Raw genomic sequence first — 15,410 nt, forward strand, 5'->3', positions numbered from 1 at the left:
AATGGCTGGAGAAATTCCTGATCTTCACGCCCAGGAACGCACGGGGACGGGCAAGGGCGCCGCTCGTGCTGCACGCCGCGAGGGGCTGGTTCCGGGTATCGTGTTCGGGGGCGACGTCGATCCGCTTCCGATCAACATTCCGTTCAACGAACTGCTGAAGCGGCTCAAGGCCGGGCGGTTCAAATCGACGCTCTTCAACCTCAAGGTCGACGGGCATGATGACGTGCGCGTGATCTGCCGCGACGTGCAGCGCGACGTGGTCAAGGATCTGCCGACGCATCTGGACCTGATGCGCCTGCGCCGGACTACCAAGATCAACCTGTTCATCGGCATCGACTTCCAGAACGAGGACGAATGCCCCGCGATCCGCAAGGGCGGCGTCCTGACGACGGTGCGCACCGAGGTTGAACTGATCGTCACCGCCGGCGAGATCCCTGACCTGCTGGTCGTGGACCTCAGCAAGCTGGAAGATATCGGTGATACGATCCACTTCTCCGACATCGACCTGCCGCCGGGCGTCAAGCCGGTCATTCACGACCGGGACTTCGTGATCTGCAACGTCTCGGCGCCGTCCGCGCTCAAGTCCGATACAGATGAGGATGAAGTCGCAGCCGACGAAGTGCCGGCGACCGAAATGAGCGACGGCGAAGCCGAGGGCGAAGACGGCGACGACAAGGAATAAGCCGGCCAATCCGATCGGAACTGCGCGGCCCCTGCGATGCGGGGGCCGCGTTTTCGTTCCGGCGTGCGGGCGGACCGGCCGGTCCATCCCCCGTTGGCGCGCCGCGCTCGTTGCGTCGCCGCCCGCCACAGCTTAAACCGGGGATCACCAAGGACGGGGCGCACCATGCTGATCTTTGCAGGACTGGGCAATCCGGGCGCGAAATACGCCCGCAACCGGCATAACATCGGCTTCATGGCGGTCGATCGCATCGCGACAGATCACGGATTCGGCGCGTGGAAGGCGCGTTTCCAGGGGCAGGTGAGCGAAGGGCGGCTGGGCGGCGAGAAGGTGCTGCTGCTGAAGCCCGGCACGTTCATGAATCTTTCGGGGCAGTCGGTGGGCGAGGCGATGCGGTTTTACAAGCTCGCCCCCGGCGACGTCACCGTTCTGCATGACGAGATCGACCTCGCCCCCGGCAAGCTGCGCGTTAAGCAGGGCGGCGGGCATGCGGGGCATAACGGGCTGCGTTCGATCCATCAGCATATTGGCCCGGACTACGCGCGCGTGCGCCTCGGCGTCGGCCATCCGGGCCGCAAGGAGGCGGTGCCGGGTTACGTGCTGCACGATTTCGCCAGGGCGGACGAAGACTGGCTCGATAACCTGCTGAGCGGCGTCAGCGACGGCGCGCCGTTCCTCGCCGCGGGCGATGCGGGCCGGTTCCAGAACGCGGTCGCGCAGCGCACAGCGCCGCCGCGTTCCTCGAAGGCCGCCGCAAAACCCGATACAAAGACGGACGCGAAGGTGCCCGATAAAGCGGAGGAGCGGGAGCAAGATAGCCGTTCGCCCCTGGAGCGGCTGTTGAACAAGTTCCGCTGAGATCAGCTGTCGTCAAGGAACGCGCGGATCTCGTCTGCGCGCGCTATCGTGTCGGAATAGCCGAGGTCGATCAGCGTGCCGACATAGCCCGGTTCGAACAGCAGGTAGCTTACCAGCCGCCCGTCGCTGCCCCATGTTCCGAGGGTGCGCATCAGCATCCGGAGCGCCGCGGGCATCTCGGATTCGTGCTCCCCGGCGATGTGGCGCAGGTCGCGTGAGGGCGACAGCATCGTCATCTCGATCCGGCGAAGCGGCGTCTCGGCGCGCGCGTCCTCGGGGATGAGGGACAGGGTGTGATTGATGCGCGTCATCCGCTCGACATCGGAATCGAGGTTGTCGTTGAACAAAATGTCGAGCGCATGGCCCGCCATCTCACCGATGCTGGGCGGACGGTCTGGGCCGTCTGCGGCGGGTTCGCTCAGGTTGTCGCGCGCGGCGATCACCATTACGCGGTCCGCCCCGGCGCGGATCGCGGGCGACAGGGGCGCGGTCAGGCGCAGCGCCCCGTCGCCGTAATAGTGGCCGTTGAGCTCGACCGGCTCGAAGATGAACGGCAGCGCCGAGGAGGCGAGCATGTGTTTCGGCTCGATCCGCGCGCGCACGCCGCTCCGCCGCGCGCGCGACCATTCCTCCATGTTTTCATGCGCGTGAAAGAAGGTGACCGCCTTGCCCTCGGCGTAACTCGACGCGGTGATGCAAAGCGCGTGCAGCGCGCCGTTGCGGATGGCGCGGTCAACGCGGCGGGGCTTGTATTCGCGCTCCACCAGCTCGCGCAGCGGCGTGTAATCAAGGATTGCGCCGGGCGCGCCCAAGCCGAGATGTCCGAACATTAGCGTCCAGATCCAGCGCGCGCCGGTTCCCAGCAGCGGCAGCGTGCGCGCATCGTAGATGCTGTCGCAATGCAGCCCGCGCCAGAGCTCCTCGAGATGGCGCACCCCGGTCTGGAAATCTTCGGAAATGGCGGCGAAGGGCGCGGCGTTGATCGCGCCGACCGAGGCCCCGCAGACGATCGCGAAGGGGGAGCGCCGCCCGCCGGTGATCTCGGCGATGGCCTTGAGCGCGCCGATCTGATAGCCGCCGCGCGCACCGCCCCCCTGAAGGACCAGGGCCACGCGGTTCCGGGCGGAAATGGACGGGCGCATGGGTGGGGATCCTTCGAACGTCGTGACCAGTCGCGCCCACGGCGAACGCGGAGCCGCGCCAGATAAGGCAATGTAATGCCTGCGATCATGGCAAACCGCCCCGCGACACACAAGGGATCGCACCCGATTGTGACGGAGCGCGCGCCGCGTTACTCTCGGGGTGAAATGAGAAAGGGATCGCGCAGCCATGCAGAAGGACGACCCCGTAAACGTATTGGGCGAGGCGCTGACGCCATGTTCATCCGTGGACCCGGTGACGGGCTATTTCCGCGACGGCCATTGCAACACCTGCGCCGAGGATCGCGGCAGCCACACGGTCTGCGCGCGGATGACGGCCGAGTTCCTCGCCTATTCCAAGTATGTCGGCAACGACCTGACGACGCCCCGGCCCGAGTTCGGCTTTGCCGGCCTCAAACCCGGCGACCGCTGGTGCCTGTGCGCCGCGCGGTTCCTCCAGGCCCATGACGAAGGTTGTGCGCCACGCGTGGACCTCTCCGCCACCCACATGCGCGCGCTCGACATCGTGCCGCTCTCGGTGTTGCGCACCCATTCCCTTGGCTGAGGGTCACGCCTTGCGCGCGCCGTGCGGCTCGCGACGCGTCGCCGCCTTGCGGTAGATGGCAGGCGGCATGCCGTAGCGTCGCCGGAACTCTCTATGGAAATGCGAGGCGTCGGCGAACCCGGTCTCGACCGCGATCTGCATTACCGGATCGGTGGTGTGCACCAGACGCCACGCCCCGTGGCTCAGCCGCAAGTGACGGTAATATCGCGACGGCGGCTGCCCCAACGCGTCGTGAAAGCGGCGGGCGAGTTGGCGCTCGCTCAGCCCGGCGCGCGCGGCCAGTTCGGCCAGCGGCACGGTGACGTCGAGACTCTGTTCCATCAGGTTGATGCAGCGCCGCACCGCGCCGTCGCGGATCGCGCCCGCGCCGCTTGCAAACTGCGGTTGGGGCGAGGACGCCTTGCGCTGGCGGTTGAGGATCATGTGCCGCAGGCTCTGCTGCGCGCGTTCGGCCCCGCAATGCCGGCGCACGAGATGCAGCGCGAGATCCGAAGCCCCGGTCGAGCCCGCGCAGGTGATCCGGTCGCCGGTGTCGAGGAAGATGTTGTCCGACACGGTATCGATCCCCGGGAACTGGTCGATGAACTCGTCGCGCACGTTCCAGTGCACGCAGGCCGGTCGCCCGTCCATCAGCCCGGCGCGCGCGATGTTGAACGTCCCCGTGCAGAGGCCGATCAGCGTCTTGCCGGCGCCATCCGCCGCCCGCAGGTAGGCGTCGAGCCATGCGGGCTGGCGGCGCAGCATGTAATCATTGCCGCCAGCCACCGCGATGTAGTCGAGCTGCGCCGGGTCGACCGGCTCATGCTCGGGCGTCACGGTCAGCCCGCAGCTTGCCCGCAAGGCGCCGTGGCCGGTTATGACCCAGCCGCATTCGATCTGCCGGCTGCGGCCGCCGGTGTCCGCCGCCAGCCGCAGCGCGTCGATGAAGCCCGAGAAGGCGTTGAGCGTGAAATTGTCGAGCAGCACGACCCCGACCCGGAATTTCTGCCGGGAGGTGCCGGTGGCCGTTGCGCGCTCTGCTGCGGTCTGCATTTGTCTGAAATATCCAGCTTTCCGTCCAAAATATCCTACTGACGTCGCGGCGCCAAGTCTATCCTGCATCCAGAATACCAAGAAACCGACAACATGGAGATACCCAGATGACCTTTCGTTCGTTGACTTTCGCCGCGCTGATGACCTGCGGCGCCGCTATCGCCGCGCCGGTCGCCGCGCAGGACGTCACTTTCAAGCTCAACATGCCCGGCAACGCCGAGTCGATCGCCTACAAGTCCGCTGAACGCTTTGCCGAGAAAGTGAACGAGCTAACCGATGGCGCGATCAGCGCAGAGCTTTTCGCCAACAGCGCGTTGGGCGATCAGGAGAGTTCGCTCGAATCGATGCAGACCGGGCTTCTGGACATGGCCACGGTCGAAACCCCGATCACCAGCGTGGTGCCGGAACTCGGCGCGACGGCGCTGCCCTACATCTTTTCCGGGCGCGAGCATGTGAAGGCCGCGCTTGACGGCGAGGCCGGAAAGAAGATCGAGCAGATGCTGCTCGACAAGGGGCTGCGCGTGGTCGGCTTCCTCGAAGGGGGGTTCCGTCAGGTCACCAATGACGTGCGTCCGATCAATACGCCCGCCGACCTCGACGGGATCAAGATCCGCACGCCGGGCAGCGCGCTGCGCATCAAGATCTTCAACCACTACGGCGCCAACGCGTCGCCCCTGCCGTTCAGCGAACTCTACTCGGCGCTACAGACCGGCGTGTTCGACGGGCAGGAGAACCCGGTGATCTGGGTGCAGTCGCAACGCTTTTACGAGGTGCAGGATTACCTGTCGCTGACCAACCACCTCTACACGATCACCTACCTGCTCATCAGCGAGGACAAGTTCCAGTCGCTTTCGGACGAGCACAAGCAGGCGATGCTCGAGGCAGGCGCCGCCGCCGAGGCCCATTCGATCGAGCTGGGCACGACCGCGGATGCCGAAATCGTCGGCTTCCTCGAGGAACAGGGCATGAAGGTGAACGAGGCCGACATCGCCGCCTTCACCGACGCATCCGGCGCGATCTGGACGGAATGGGCCGCCGAGCAGCCTGCCGCCGCGCAGGAACTGATCGACCTGATCGTCGCGGCGCGGCCCTGATGCGACGGGCGACGGGAGGCAGGCCATGATCAATCGTCTTCTGGAAGGCGCAATCGCGATGCTTCTCGTCGCCGCTGTCGGCGTGGCGTTCGTCGCCGTGATCTATCGCTACGCGCTCGACTCCGCGCTGAGTTGGAGCTTCGAGGTATCCCTCGCCCTGCTGACCTACATTACCTTCCTCGGCGGATATCTCGCGCTGCGCAAGGGCGCGCATCTGAAGGTCGACATGCTGGTGCGCATCCTGCCGCTTTGGGCGCGCGGGGGGCTGTTCCTCGCGAACCAGGCGCTGATCGGGCTGATCGGCTGGATCATGGCCTGGCATGGCGGACGGCAGGTGCTGCGCTTTGCCGACCAGACGACCACAGTGCTCGAAATCTCGACCGCGTGGTATTACGCGGCCATCCCGCTCGGGGGGGCGCTGATTCTGATCGACGCGGTGACGCGCGGGGTCCGGGGCGCATGGATGCTTTCGAAGGGCGAGGATCCCGATCCGGCGGAGGATGTCGAATCCTCCCTGACTGCTGAAATCTAAGGCATCGCCATGACCCTTCTCATCGTCTTGTGCATCCTGCTGGGCCTGATCGGGGTCGGAGTGCCCATCGCCTTCGCGCTGGTTTCCATCGCCATCGGCATCTTCTGGATGGCGGACGTGGACCTGCTGATTGTCGCGCAACGCTTCTATCGCGGCGTGCAGAGCTTTCCGCTGCTGGCGGTGCCGCTCTTCATCCTCGCCGGGCAGGTCATGACGCGCAGCGGCATTTCCGGCCACCTGGTCGAGTTCGCCAAGACGTTGGTGGGCCAGATGCGCGGCGGCCTGGCGGCGGTCAACGTCGTCACCTCCATGTTCTTCGCCGGGATGAGCGGCACGTCGATGTCCGACACCGCCGCCGTCGGCGGAATGTTGATCGACCCGATGGTAAAGCGCGGCTATTCGCGGCCGTTCACCGGGGCGGTCACGGCGGCGTCCTCGACCATCGGTATCATCATCCCTCCCAGTGTGCCGATGGTGATCCTCGGCGCCTATCTCGGCATTTCCACCGGCGCGCTGTTCGCGGCGGGCCTCATCTCCGGCGTTGTGCTGGGGCTGGCGCTGATCCTGGTGGCGTGGCTGATCTCGATCCGGCAGGGCTACCCGGTCGAGGCGGCGTTCTCTCCCACCCGCGCGGTGCGCGCCTTTGCCCGCGCGCTGCCCGCGCTGCTGATGCCCGCGATCATCCTGGGCGGTATCCTCGGCGGGGTCTTCACTGCGACCGAAGCCTCGGCCGTCGCGGTCGTCTATGGTGTGGCGGTGGGGATGTTCTACTACCGCACGCTGACGCCCCGCCTGCTTTATCGCACGCTCTGCGAAGCGGCGGTGCTGAGCGGCGCGGTGATGCTGGTGACGGCGGCGGCGCATGTCATGGGCTTCGCATTCACCTACGAGCAACTGGCGCAGAGCATCCTCAAACCGCTGGCCGAGTTGGAGGTCACGCCGGTGATGTTCCTGGTGCTGCTGAGCGTGGTGATGATCGTGGCGGGGACGTTCCTCGACGGGATCGCGATGATCTTCATCATCGTGCCGCTGTTCTTCCCGGCGATCAACCAGCTCGGTATCGACCCGGTGCATTTCGGCATGGTCGTCGTGCTCTGCTGGGGAATTGGGCAGCAGACGCCGCCAGTGGGGGCCGCGCTCTTCATCACCAGCGTGATCGCCAAGGTCGACATGCTGTCGCTGACGCGCGCCAACCTGCCCTTCATCGCGGTGATGGTGCTGGTGCTGGCCGCGGTGATCCTCTTTCCCGAGACATTCGTGCTGTGGGTGCCCCGCGCCCTCGGCCTGTGACCCAGAACAAGACCCAGTAAGAAAGGCAGACAGCCATGATGACCCCCAACCGCTTCATCGACGTGATCTACACCCATACCGACGGAGAGCCGACCTGCATCATTCCCGGCGGCATCCCGTATCCGCACGGGCTCGACATCGTTGGCAAGCGCGATTTCATCCGCGAGAACTACGACTACATCCGCACCGCCCTCATCCGTGAACCGCGCGGCCATCACGACATGGTCGGGGTCTTCGTCACGCCGCCCTCGGGCCCGGATTTCGACGCCGGGATGCTGTGGTGCGACGGCGACGACTTCATGGAGATGTGCGGCCACGGCACCATCGCGCTGTCAATGGCGATGGTCGCGCATGGCATGGTGCATGACGATGGCGGCGACGAGGTGATGATCCGGTTCGAGACGCCCCCCGGTCCCGTCACGTCCCAGGTGGGGCGCGAGAACGGGCAGATCGCATGGACCCGGTTCCAGAACGTGCCGGCCTTCGTTCTCGAACAGGATGTGCCGGTGACCCTTCCCGAAGTGGGCGAGGTCAAGGCCGACATCGCGTTCGGCGGCAACTTCTTCTCCGTGGTCAAGTGGCCCTATGAGGATCGCCCCATCGGGCCGGACAACGCGCGCATGTTGTCCGAACTCGGCATTTCCGTGAAGGACCAGATCAACGCGAAGATGGATGTCGTCCACCCGGCCAACCCGGCGATCCGCGGTCTGAACTTCACCACCTTCTGGCAGGACCCGGACCACGCCGACAGCCTGTATCGCAACGTCCACGTATTCAGCGACGGCAAGCTAGACCGCTCGCCGGGCGGGACCGGCACGTCGATGATGATGGCGGTGTTCGAGGCGCGCGGAAAGATGAAGATCGGCCAGAAGATCAAGTCCGAGGGCCTGCTCGGCATGGGCCGCTTCGAGGGCGAACTGCTGGAGGAGACCACGGTGGGCGGGCTGCGCGCCGTGGTCCCGACGGTCAAGGGGACGGCCAAGGTCACCGGCTACGCCAAGTGGCTGATCGACGAGACTGATCCGGTCGGCCGCGGTTTCGTCGTCACCTGAACGATCAGCCGCCCGAACGCGGGAACAGCCCGGCCAAGGCGCGGCTGATAAGCCGCGTCACGGAGGGCCGTTTGCCCGCTGAGAACGGCAGCGGGCGGCAGACCTCCATCGCGGCGACGCCCACCCGCGCGGTGAGCGCGCCGTTAACCACGCCTTCGCCGAAGCGGCGCGAGAGCTTGGATAGCAGGTTCCCGCCCGCGACCGATCCGATCAGGTCATCCCCTATCGAAACGGCCCCGGTCGCGACCAGGTGCATGATCACCACCCGCGCCAGCCGCAGGTTGCCCAATGTGCCCGAGCGCCCGCCATAAACCTCGGCCACGCGGCGGATCATCCGCAGGTTCGAGGTGAGCGCCGCGAATACGTCCGCCAGCGCCAGCGGCACCAGCGCGGTCACGGTCGCGACCTGGCGCGCGGCGGCTTCGACCTCGGCCCGGGCGGCGGCGTCGAGCGGAAGCAGCAGCTCGTCCTCGGCCAGCGTCAGCAGGGTGGCGGCGTCGAACTGTTCGCCCGCGCGCTCCTTCAGCCGCTCGCGGCCCCAGCGGATATCCTCGCGCCCGGAATAGAGGCTCTCAAGTCCCGCCACCACCTTGCGCGCGCCCGTGAGGTCGCCATCCGCCAGCGCACTGTCGGCGGCGCGGTGCAGCGCGTCGATCCGCTTGAGCCGCGAGAAAGTCGCCAGTTCGCGCAGGGCGATGGCGATCAGGACGGCGACGAACATTGCGGTTAGCACCGTGACCGCGTAGCCCAGCAGCGGCATCCGCGCGATCAGCCCGGTCACGAATTCCCACGCCGCGACGGATACCGCGACCCCCAGCAGCGTCAGCAGCAACGCCCAGAACCAGCGCGTGAGCCGCGACGGGCGGCGCGCGGCCAGCGCGATCGCGGCCTGCATCGCGCGCCCGTCGGGCGCGGCGCCTTCCTCGGGGTCGGGTACGGGCGGGGCCTCGGCTGGGCTGGCGGCGGCCGGCTCTGCGGTGTCGAGGTCGAAGAGGACGGGACCCTTGCTCATGCCGCATCGCTCCTTTCGGGGGACCAGACCATCAGGATGTCGGCCAGGTTCTCGTCGTTGCCCGCACCCTGCCCGCGCGCCGCCTCGGCAAAGCCGTGAGCGGCATAGAAGGCGCGCGCCGGGCGGTTCGCCTCCGCGACCCAGAGTTCGAGCCGCGGCGCCTGGGCCTTGGCGTGGTCGATCAGCGCGCTGCCCAAGCCCCGTCGCGCGGCGCGCGGGTGGACATAGAGCGCGTGGATGCGCGCCCCGTCCCGCGCTATGAAGGCGACCGGTCCGCGCCGCCCCCGCATCACGCGGACCCAGCCGCGCCGCGTGATCGACGCCATCAGCCGAAGGTCGGTGCGACGGGCGCGCACCCGCGGCAGCCAAGGCGTGCGCCGCCCCGAGGCCCAGAGGATCGCCGCCAGGTGCGGCACGTGGCGCAGGCGCGCAGGCTCGGGCGCGCCGCTCACAACCGGTCCCCGATCAGGAACTGCGCCGCCCGGTCCAGCCGGATATGCGGCGGCCCGTCGCCCGCCCGCAGCGTGAGCGGCGCGGGCGCGAAGCGCATGATGCGGTATTCCTCGCCCAACCAGGTCTTTTCGCCCTTTTTCGCCGCACTGATGAGTGCTGAGGGATTATCGGGCAGCGCACCGGGATAGAAGGCCGCCGCCTTGCCGCTGTCGAGCAGCGTGCCGCGCACGCAATCGAGCGTCTCTCCCCCGTGTTCGCGCGTTTCCTCGACGGTGGCGCGCAGCGCGGCGATCGCCATCGCCTGCGTCTCGGCGCCCTCAAAGTCGGCGCGATCGCGGGCGCTGCGCGTCAGCGCCTCCATGATCGCGGTCAGCTGGCCGTGTTGCGCATGGTGCAAATGATCCGCCTTGGTTGCGGCGAACAGGATCTTCTCAACCCGCCGCCCGAGGAATATCCGCCGCAGGAATGCGTTGCGCCCGGGTCGGAAGGCGGCGAGGATATCGGTCATCGTCTGTTGCAGGTCGGCCACCGCACGCGGTCCGGAATGGATCGCCCCCAGCGCGTCGACCAGCACCACCTGCCGGTCGATCCGCGCGAAATGATCGCGGAAGAAGGGGGTGACCACCTCGCGCCGGTAGGCGTCATAGCGCCGCTCCATCTCGCGCCAGAGGCTGCGTCGTGGCGGGCGCTCCACAGGCGGGAGCGGCGCGAAGGTCAGCGCGGGGGAGCCCTCCATCGCGCCGGGCAGCAGGAACCGCCCCGGCGCGATACCGGCATAACCCGCGTCGCGCGCGCCGTGCAGGTAGGCGGTGAAACCGGCGGCCAGCGCCTTGATCTGCGGATCGTCCCAATCGCCTGCCGCATCGGCGCCCGTCGCCATCGGCAGGTAGGACGCCGCCTCAGGCCGGTCCTGCATCGCGCCCAGCGTCTGCGCGGACCATTCGGCATAGGACTTGTCCATCAGCCCGAGGTCGAGCAGCCATTCGCCGGGATAATCCACGATGTCGACATGCACCGTGCGCGGCCCCTTGAACCCGGCGAGCAGGCCGGCGGGGCGCACCCGCAGCGACAGACGCAGCTCGGATATCGTGCGTGTGCTTTCGGGCCAGTGGGGTTGCCGGGCGGTCAGCGCGGCCAGGTGTTCCTCGTAGTCGAAGCGCGGCACGGTGTCGTCGGGCTGAGGCTGAAGGAACGCCGCCTCGATCCGTCCCTCGGCGGCGGCGACAAGGCCCGGCATCCGCCCGCGATCCATCAGGTTGGCGACCAAGGAGGTGATGAATACCGTCTTGCCCGAGCGGGCAAGCCCGGTCACGCCTAGGCGGATCACCGGCTCGAAAAGCGTCTCGGACACGGTGTCGCCGACGGCGTCCACCCCGCGCGCCAGGCTGTCGGCTATCCTGGAGATCACCAAATACCCGTTCCTTTGAATACTGCCCTGACCCTAGATAACGGCGCCGAGGCATGGTTGCCAGAGGCGCGGGCAGTTGGGGCTTCCAGACATCCCCCAAGACGGCGCTGCGCGGGGAGGCTGGTCGGGCGTACTCCTGGCGAAAATATCCGAATCCGACTGTCCCGCTGGCAGCAGGGCCGCAGGATCAGACTTCCTGCGCACCCACCATGCCGATGATGTCGTAGGTCTGGCGCAGGATCGGCGCGGCGATCTCTCGCGCGCGCTCCGCCCCGCGTGCGAGGACGCGGTCTATCTCGGCCGGGTCCTGCATCAGCCGCGCCATCTCGGCGGAAATCGGGGCGAGACGATCCACCGCGAGTTCGGCCAGCGCGGGTTTGAATTCGGCAAAGGATTTGCCGCCCATTTGCGTCATTACGTCGGCCGGCGCGAGTCCGGCCAGACCGGCGTAGATGTTCACGAGGTTGCGCGCCTCGGGGCGCCCGTCCAGCCCCTCGAGCGTGGCGGGCAGTGGTTCGGGGTCGGTCTTGGCCTTGCGGATCTTCTTCGCGATGGCGTCGGCATCGTCGGTTAGGTTGATGCGGCTCATGTCCGAGGGGTCGGATTTCGACATCTTTTTCGTCCCGTCGCGCAGGCTCATCACCCGCGTGGCCGCGCCCTCGATCACCGGCTCGGGCAGGGGGAAGAAATCGGCGCCGTAGTCATGGTTGAACTTGGCCGCGATGTCGCGCGCAAGTTCGAGATGCTGCTTCTGATCCTCGCCCACCGGTACATGCGTTGCGTGGTAGACGAGGATGTCCGCCGCCATCAGCGCCGGATAGGCGAAGAGGCCGAGCGAGGCGTTCTCGGCGTTCTTGCCGGCCTTGTCCTTCCATTGGGTCATGCGGCCCATCCAGCCCATGCGCGCGACGCAGTTGAAGACCCAGGCGAGCTGCGCGTGCTCGGGGACCTGGCTCTGGTTGAACAGGATGGATTTCTCGGGGTCGAGCCCCGAGGCGATAAACCCCGCGCAAAGCTCGCGCGTGGCGCGGCGCAGGTCCGCGGGGTCCTGCCAGACGGTGATCGCGTGCAGATCGACCATGCAGTAGAGCGTCGGCGTGCCGCTGCTCTGCGCATCCGCGAACCGCTTGAGCGCGCCAAGGTAATTGCCGAGTTGCAGGTTGCCCGAGGGCTGAATGCCCGAGAAGACGCGCGGGCTGTGCGACGGGCCGGTCATTGGCCTACTCCTGTCTGGATTTCTCTGCCCGCCTCGCTTACCCATGCGCCTGAGTCCAGTCAAGCAGAGGCCCGCGCGGATCATGAGCAGCCCGGAAACCGAGAACCCCCTCAATCCGCTGCCGCCGGTAGTGATGGCGCTGTTCCTGGCGATCATCGGGGTCGAGATCGCGTTCCAGCTGGGGACGCGCGGCGTCATCGGCGGACCCGGCGCGCTTGGCTGGCGGCAGATCGCCTTGCAGGACTATGCGTTCAACGCGCAGGTCATGGATTGGATGTCGACCAACGGCGTCTATCCGCCAGCGCATCTGATGCGGTTCTTCACCTTCCCGTTCGTGCACGGCAATTTCACCCATGCGCTCTTTGCCGGGGTGATGCTGCTGGCAATGGGGAAGTTCGTTGGTGAGGTGTTCAGCGGCTGGGCCGTGCTGGCGGTGTTCATACTCTCCTCAGCGATGGGCGCCTTCGTCTATGGGCTGCTCGTGCTCGACCCGCCCTGGGTTTTCGGCGCGTTTCCGGGGGCTTACGGGCTGATTGGGGCGTTTACCTACCTGCTTTGGCTGCGGTTGGGGCAACTCGGGGCGCAGCAGGCCCGGGCCTTCACGCTCATCGGGTTCCTGATGGCGGTGCAGCTGCTCTTCAGCCTCGTGTTCGGCGCAAATATGCAGTGGCTCGCCGACGTGGCCGGGTTCGCCTCCGGGTTCGTGCTGTCTTTCGTCGTCAGCCCCGGGGGCTGGGCCAAGATCCGCGCGAAGCTGCTTCAGCGTTAGGCGTGCTGAGCGGCTCAGCCGCGCCGGAAGGCCTGGCGCAGCGCGCCGCGGTCGAACGCGCCGAGCATCCTGCCGAACAGCCCGTAGCTGACCATCCCCAGCGCGACGAGCGCGACGAGCGCCAGCCAGCGCCAGCCCGCCAGCCCGAAGGCCGGCCCGATCGCCACCATGCCGCCCCAGAGCACCACGCCCATCAGCAGCGATGCGACCGCGATGCGCCAGGCGCGGCGCCGGAACCGCGCATCGAAGCGGGCCACGTCACCCAGCGGGCGCACGCCGCGCAGCAAGAGCCAGACCATCGCCCAGCCCGCCAGCGTCGTCGCGATGGCCGCGGCGATCCAGCCGATGAAGGGCGCGAGGCCGATGGCGACGGCGGCGTTCACGACCATGGCGACGACTGCGAAGTGGAACGGGCGGGTCGTGTCCTCGCGCGCGAAATAGATCGGTTGCAGCACTTTTTGCAGCACGAAGGCGGGCAGGCCCAGCCCGTAGATCGCGACCGCCAGCGCGGTGGCGGCGGTGTCGTCGGCGCCGAACGCGCCGCGCTCGAACAGCACGGTGATGAGCGGGATCGGGATCACCATCAACGCCACGGCGGCGGGCAATGTCAGCGCCAGCGAGATCTCGCCCGCGCGGCTGAGGGCGGCGCGCGCGCCGGTGTCGTCCTCGGCCTTGAGGCGGCGCGAAAGGTCCGGCAGAAGCACGATGCCAACGGCGATTCCTACCACACCGAGCGGTAGTTGGTAGAGCCGGTCGGCGGCGTATAACCAACTGACAGCACTGTCGAAATTACTGGCGACCTGTTGCCCGACCAGGAGGTTGATCTGCATCACGCCGCCCGCCATCGCGGCCGGGATCGCGATGCGCACGAGGCGGCGCATCTCGGGCGTCCAGCGGGGGCGGACGGGGCGGACGCGGTGGCCGGCGCGACGCGCCGCGGTCCAGACCAGCGCGAGCTGCGCGACGCCGGCGAAGGGGATGGTCCAGACCAGCGCCTGGGCGACCGCGCCGCCGGTCCAGGCGGCGTAGCCCATGGCGGTGCAGAGCATGACGTTCAAAATCACCGGGGCGGCGGCGGCGGCGGTGAAGCGGCCGGATGCGTTCAGCACGCCCGAGAGCAGGGCGGCGAGGGAGATGAAGAGGATGTAGGGGAACACGACGCGCCCGAAATCCACTGTCATATCAAAGCGTTGGTCGCCCGCGAAGCCTTCGGCCGTGGCCCAGACCAGCGCCGGCATGAACACCATCGCGAGCCCGGTCAGGATCAACAGCACGAAGGCCAGGCCGCTGAGCGCGAGGCTGGCGAAGCCGTCGGGATCTTCCTTTGCTTCCAACCGCTTGGAGAACATCGGGACGAAGGCCGCGTTGAACGCGCCCTCGGCGAAGAAGCGGCGGAACATGTTCGGCAGGCGGAACGCGGCGACGAAGGCGTCCATCAGCGGCCCCGGCCCGAGCAACCCGGCGATGAGCACGTCCCGTACGAAACCGAGGATGCGGCTCAGCATCGTCCAGCCCGCGACGGTCAGCATGGCGGAAAACAGGCGCAGCGGCTTCATGGGCGCTCCTTCGGGCGGTGCGATTGCGCCCCGACGCTTACCCGAGCGCGGACGCATCGGAAAGCCCGCTTGTACGGGGGAGGCGTGCGAACCGCACGAGGGCGCCGCGCGAAAGGGCGCGAAAGCCGCGCAATCGCGCCGCCAAAGGGCGCGGGCGGCGCCGGTCGTGCGGATCGCACGGGCCAGGCGTACAGGCGCGGGCGGCGGCGCGCGCGCCGTTAGGGGAATGGCAAGGCGGGGCCGGGCAGGGTGGCCCGGTCATCCCCGCGCCCGGAGCCGTCATGCCCATCGACCTCACCCCCGTCCCCGAGATCAGCACCGATCACTTCCGCTCGCACCTGCGCGACTACCTCGACCTGGTGCGCGGCGGCGAGGAGCGGTTCCTCATCACCCGCCGGGGCCGCGCGATGGCGGGGCTGGTCCCAGCGCACGAGGCCCGCGCGTGCTGGCGCGTGGCGAGAAGTTCGGAGGCCTACGCGGAATGGAAGGTTCTGCACCGCCTCAACGAGGAGCGCGATCTGCGCCGCCGCGTGATGGAGGAGGCCGAGGCGGCAAGGCGCAAGGAGTTCGAGGAGCGGGGGTGAGGGGGGGTGCTGGGCGTGATGAGGAGGGTCCAGTATGGGTGTATTTTGTTGAAAAACTCTTGTTGATTTGGGGCCTGTTCGCTGATTCACTTTTGGTAGTGAAGCGGGGGGATCTGCGATGCTGGGACCGAAGCAAGAGGCGCAAGTGGCGTTATTTTACGAGTTCTC

Annotated in this window: 16 protein-coding genes; 9 read left to right on the forward strand and 7 right to left on the reverse strand. The window is 67.5% G+C overall.

Annotated features, from left to right (window positions below):
• Nucleotide 1: 1 nt before the first annotated feature.
• Nucleotides 2-682 carry a 50S ribosomal protein L25/general stress protein Ctc gene (locus tag D6850_RS15030; protein WP_121168419.1) on the forward strand — a complete coding sequence of 227 codons (681 nt, stop codon included), beginning with the start codon at nucleotides 2-4 and terminating at the stop codon, nucleotides 680-682.
• 165 nt (nucleotides 683-847) lie between these two features.
• A complete protein-coding gene (gene pth / locus D6850_RS15035) occupies nucleotides 848-1,540 on the forward strand; it encodes an aminoacyl-tRNA hydrolase (RefSeq protein ID WP_121168420.1) in 693 nt (230 codons plus the stop codon).
• 2 nt (nucleotides 1,541-1,542) lie between these two features.
• Here pth and D6850_RS15040 read toward each other — a convergent pair whose 3' ends face one another.
• Nucleotides 1,543-2,682 (reverse strand): patatin-like phospholipase family protein, encoded by a 1,140-nt coding sequence (locus tag D6850_RS15040; protein ID WP_121168421.1) that lies wholly within the window; start codon nucleotides 2,680-2,682, stop codon nucleotides 1,543-1,545.
• Nucleotides 2,683-2,869: 187 nt separating this feature from the next.
• On the opposite strand from D6850_RS15040, the gene D6850_RS15045 reads away from it, so the two are divergent.
• Nucleotides 2,870-3,244 carry a DUF2237 family protein gene (locus tag D6850_RS15045; RefSeq protein ID WP_121168422.1) on the forward strand — a complete coding sequence of 125 codons (375 nt, stop codon included), beginning with the start codon at nucleotides 2,870-2,872 and terminating at the stop codon, nucleotides 3,242-3,244.
• A gap of 3 nt (nucleotides 3,245-3,247) precedes the next feature.
• Here the strand turns inward: D6850_RS15045 and D6850_RS15050 are convergent, their stop codons facing one another.
• A complete protein-coding gene (locus D6850_RS15050) occupies nucleotides 3,248-4,276 on the reverse strand; it encodes a GlxA family transcriptional regulator (protein ID WP_121168423.1) in 1,029 nt (342 codons plus the stop codon).
• Between the two features lie 107 nt (nucleotides 4,277-4,383).
• On the opposite strand from D6850_RS15050, the gene D6850_RS15055 reads away from it, so the two are divergent.
• Genes D6850_RS15055 through D6850_RS15070 form a run of 4 tightly spaced genes read left to right on the forward strand, consistent with a single transcriptional unit; the run spans nucleotide 4,384 to nucleotide 8,244 of the window.
• A complete protein-coding gene (locus tag D6850_RS15055; protein WP_121168424.1) occupies nucleotides 4,384-5,370 on the forward strand; it encodes a TRAP transporter substrate-binding protein in 987 nt (328 codons plus the stop codon).
• Nucleotides 5,371-5,395: 25 nt separating this feature from the next.
• Nucleotides 5,396-5,902: a TRAP transporter small permease gene (locus D6850_RS15060; RefSeq protein WP_121168425.1), complete on the forward strand. Its 507-nt coding sequence runs from the start codon at nucleotides 5,396-5,398 to the stop codon at nucleotides 5,900-5,902.
• A gap of 9 nt (nucleotides 5,903-5,911) precedes the next feature.
• A complete protein-coding gene (locus D6850_RS15065; protein ID WP_121168426.1) occupies nucleotides 5,912-7,192 on the forward strand; it encodes a TRAP transporter large permease in 1,281 nt (426 codons plus the stop codon).
• A gap of 35 nt (nucleotides 7,193-7,227) precedes the next feature.
• Entirely contained in the window at nucleotides 7,228-8,244 is a 1,017-nt protein-coding gene (locus tag D6850_RS15070; protein ID WP_121168427.1) for a proline racemase family protein, read from the forward strand.
• Nucleotides 8,245-8,248: 4 nt separating this feature from the next.
• Here D6850_RS15070 and D6850_RS15075 read toward each other — a convergent pair whose 3' ends face one another.
• From D6850_RS15075 to trpS, 4 genes are all read right to left on the reverse strand, one after another.
• Nucleotides 8,249-9,256, reverse strand: coding sequence for a YcjF family protein (locus tag D6850_RS15075; protein WP_121168428.1), 1,008 nt, complete (start codon nucleotides 9,254-9,256; stop codon nucleotides 8,249-8,251).
• Entirely contained in the window at nucleotides 9,253-9,708 is a 456-nt protein-coding gene (locus D6850_RS15080) for a GNAT family N-acetyltransferase (protein ID WP_121168429.1), read from the reverse strand. Before D6850_RS15080 ends, D6850_RS15075 begins: the two co-directional genes overlap by 4 nt.
• The gene (locus tag D6850_RS15085) at nucleotides 9,705-11,120 is read right to left on the reverse strand and encodes a YcjX family GTP-binding protein (protein WP_121168430.1); all 1,416 of its coding nucleotides are present in this window, start codon (nucleotides 11,118-11,120) and stop codon (nucleotides 9,705-9,707) included. The genes D6850_RS15080 and D6850_RS15085 overlap by 4 nt, the downstream gene beginning before the upstream one ends.
• Before the next feature lie 184 nt (nucleotides 11,121-11,304).
• Nucleotides 11,305-12,333: a tryptophan--tRNA ligase gene (gene trpS / locus D6850_RS15090; RefSeq protein WP_121168431.1), complete on the reverse strand. Its 1,029-nt coding sequence runs from the start codon at nucleotides 12,331-12,333 to the stop codon at nucleotides 11,305-11,307.
• Between the two features lie 82 nt (nucleotides 12,334-12,415).
• On the opposite strand from trpS, the gene D6850_RS15095 reads away from it, so the two are divergent.
• The gene (locus D6850_RS15095) at nucleotides 12,416-13,102 is read left to right on the forward strand and encodes a rhomboid family intramembrane serine protease (protein WP_121168432.1); all 687 of its coding nucleotides are present in this window, start codon (nucleotides 12,416-12,418) and stop codon (nucleotides 13,100-13,102) included.
• Between the two features lie 14 nt (nucleotides 13,103-13,116).
• On the opposite strand, the gene murJ is transcribed toward D6850_RS15095, so the two are convergent.
• Nucleotides 13,117-14,658: a murein biosynthesis integral membrane protein MurJ gene (gene murJ / locus D6850_RS15100; protein WP_121168433.1), complete on the reverse strand. Its 1,542-nt coding sequence runs from the start codon at nucleotides 14,656-14,658 to the stop codon at nucleotides 13,117-13,119.
• A gap of 281 nt (nucleotides 14,659-14,939) precedes the next feature.
• Here murJ and D6850_RS15105 point away from each other — a divergent pair, with 281 nt between their 5' ends.
• Entirely contained in the window at nucleotides 14,940-15,242 is a 303-nt protein-coding gene (locus tag D6850_RS15105; RefSeq protein WP_121168434.1) for a type II toxin-antitoxin system Phd/YefM family antitoxin, read from the forward strand.
• The last annotated feature ends 168 nt before the right edge of the window (nucleotides 15,243-15,410 follow it).

It is taken from the genome of Roseovarius spongiae (assembly GCF_003651245.1).
Lineage (GTDB): Bacteria > Pseudomonadota > Alphaproteobacteria > Rhodobacterales > Rhodobacteraceae > Roseovarius > Roseovarius spongiae.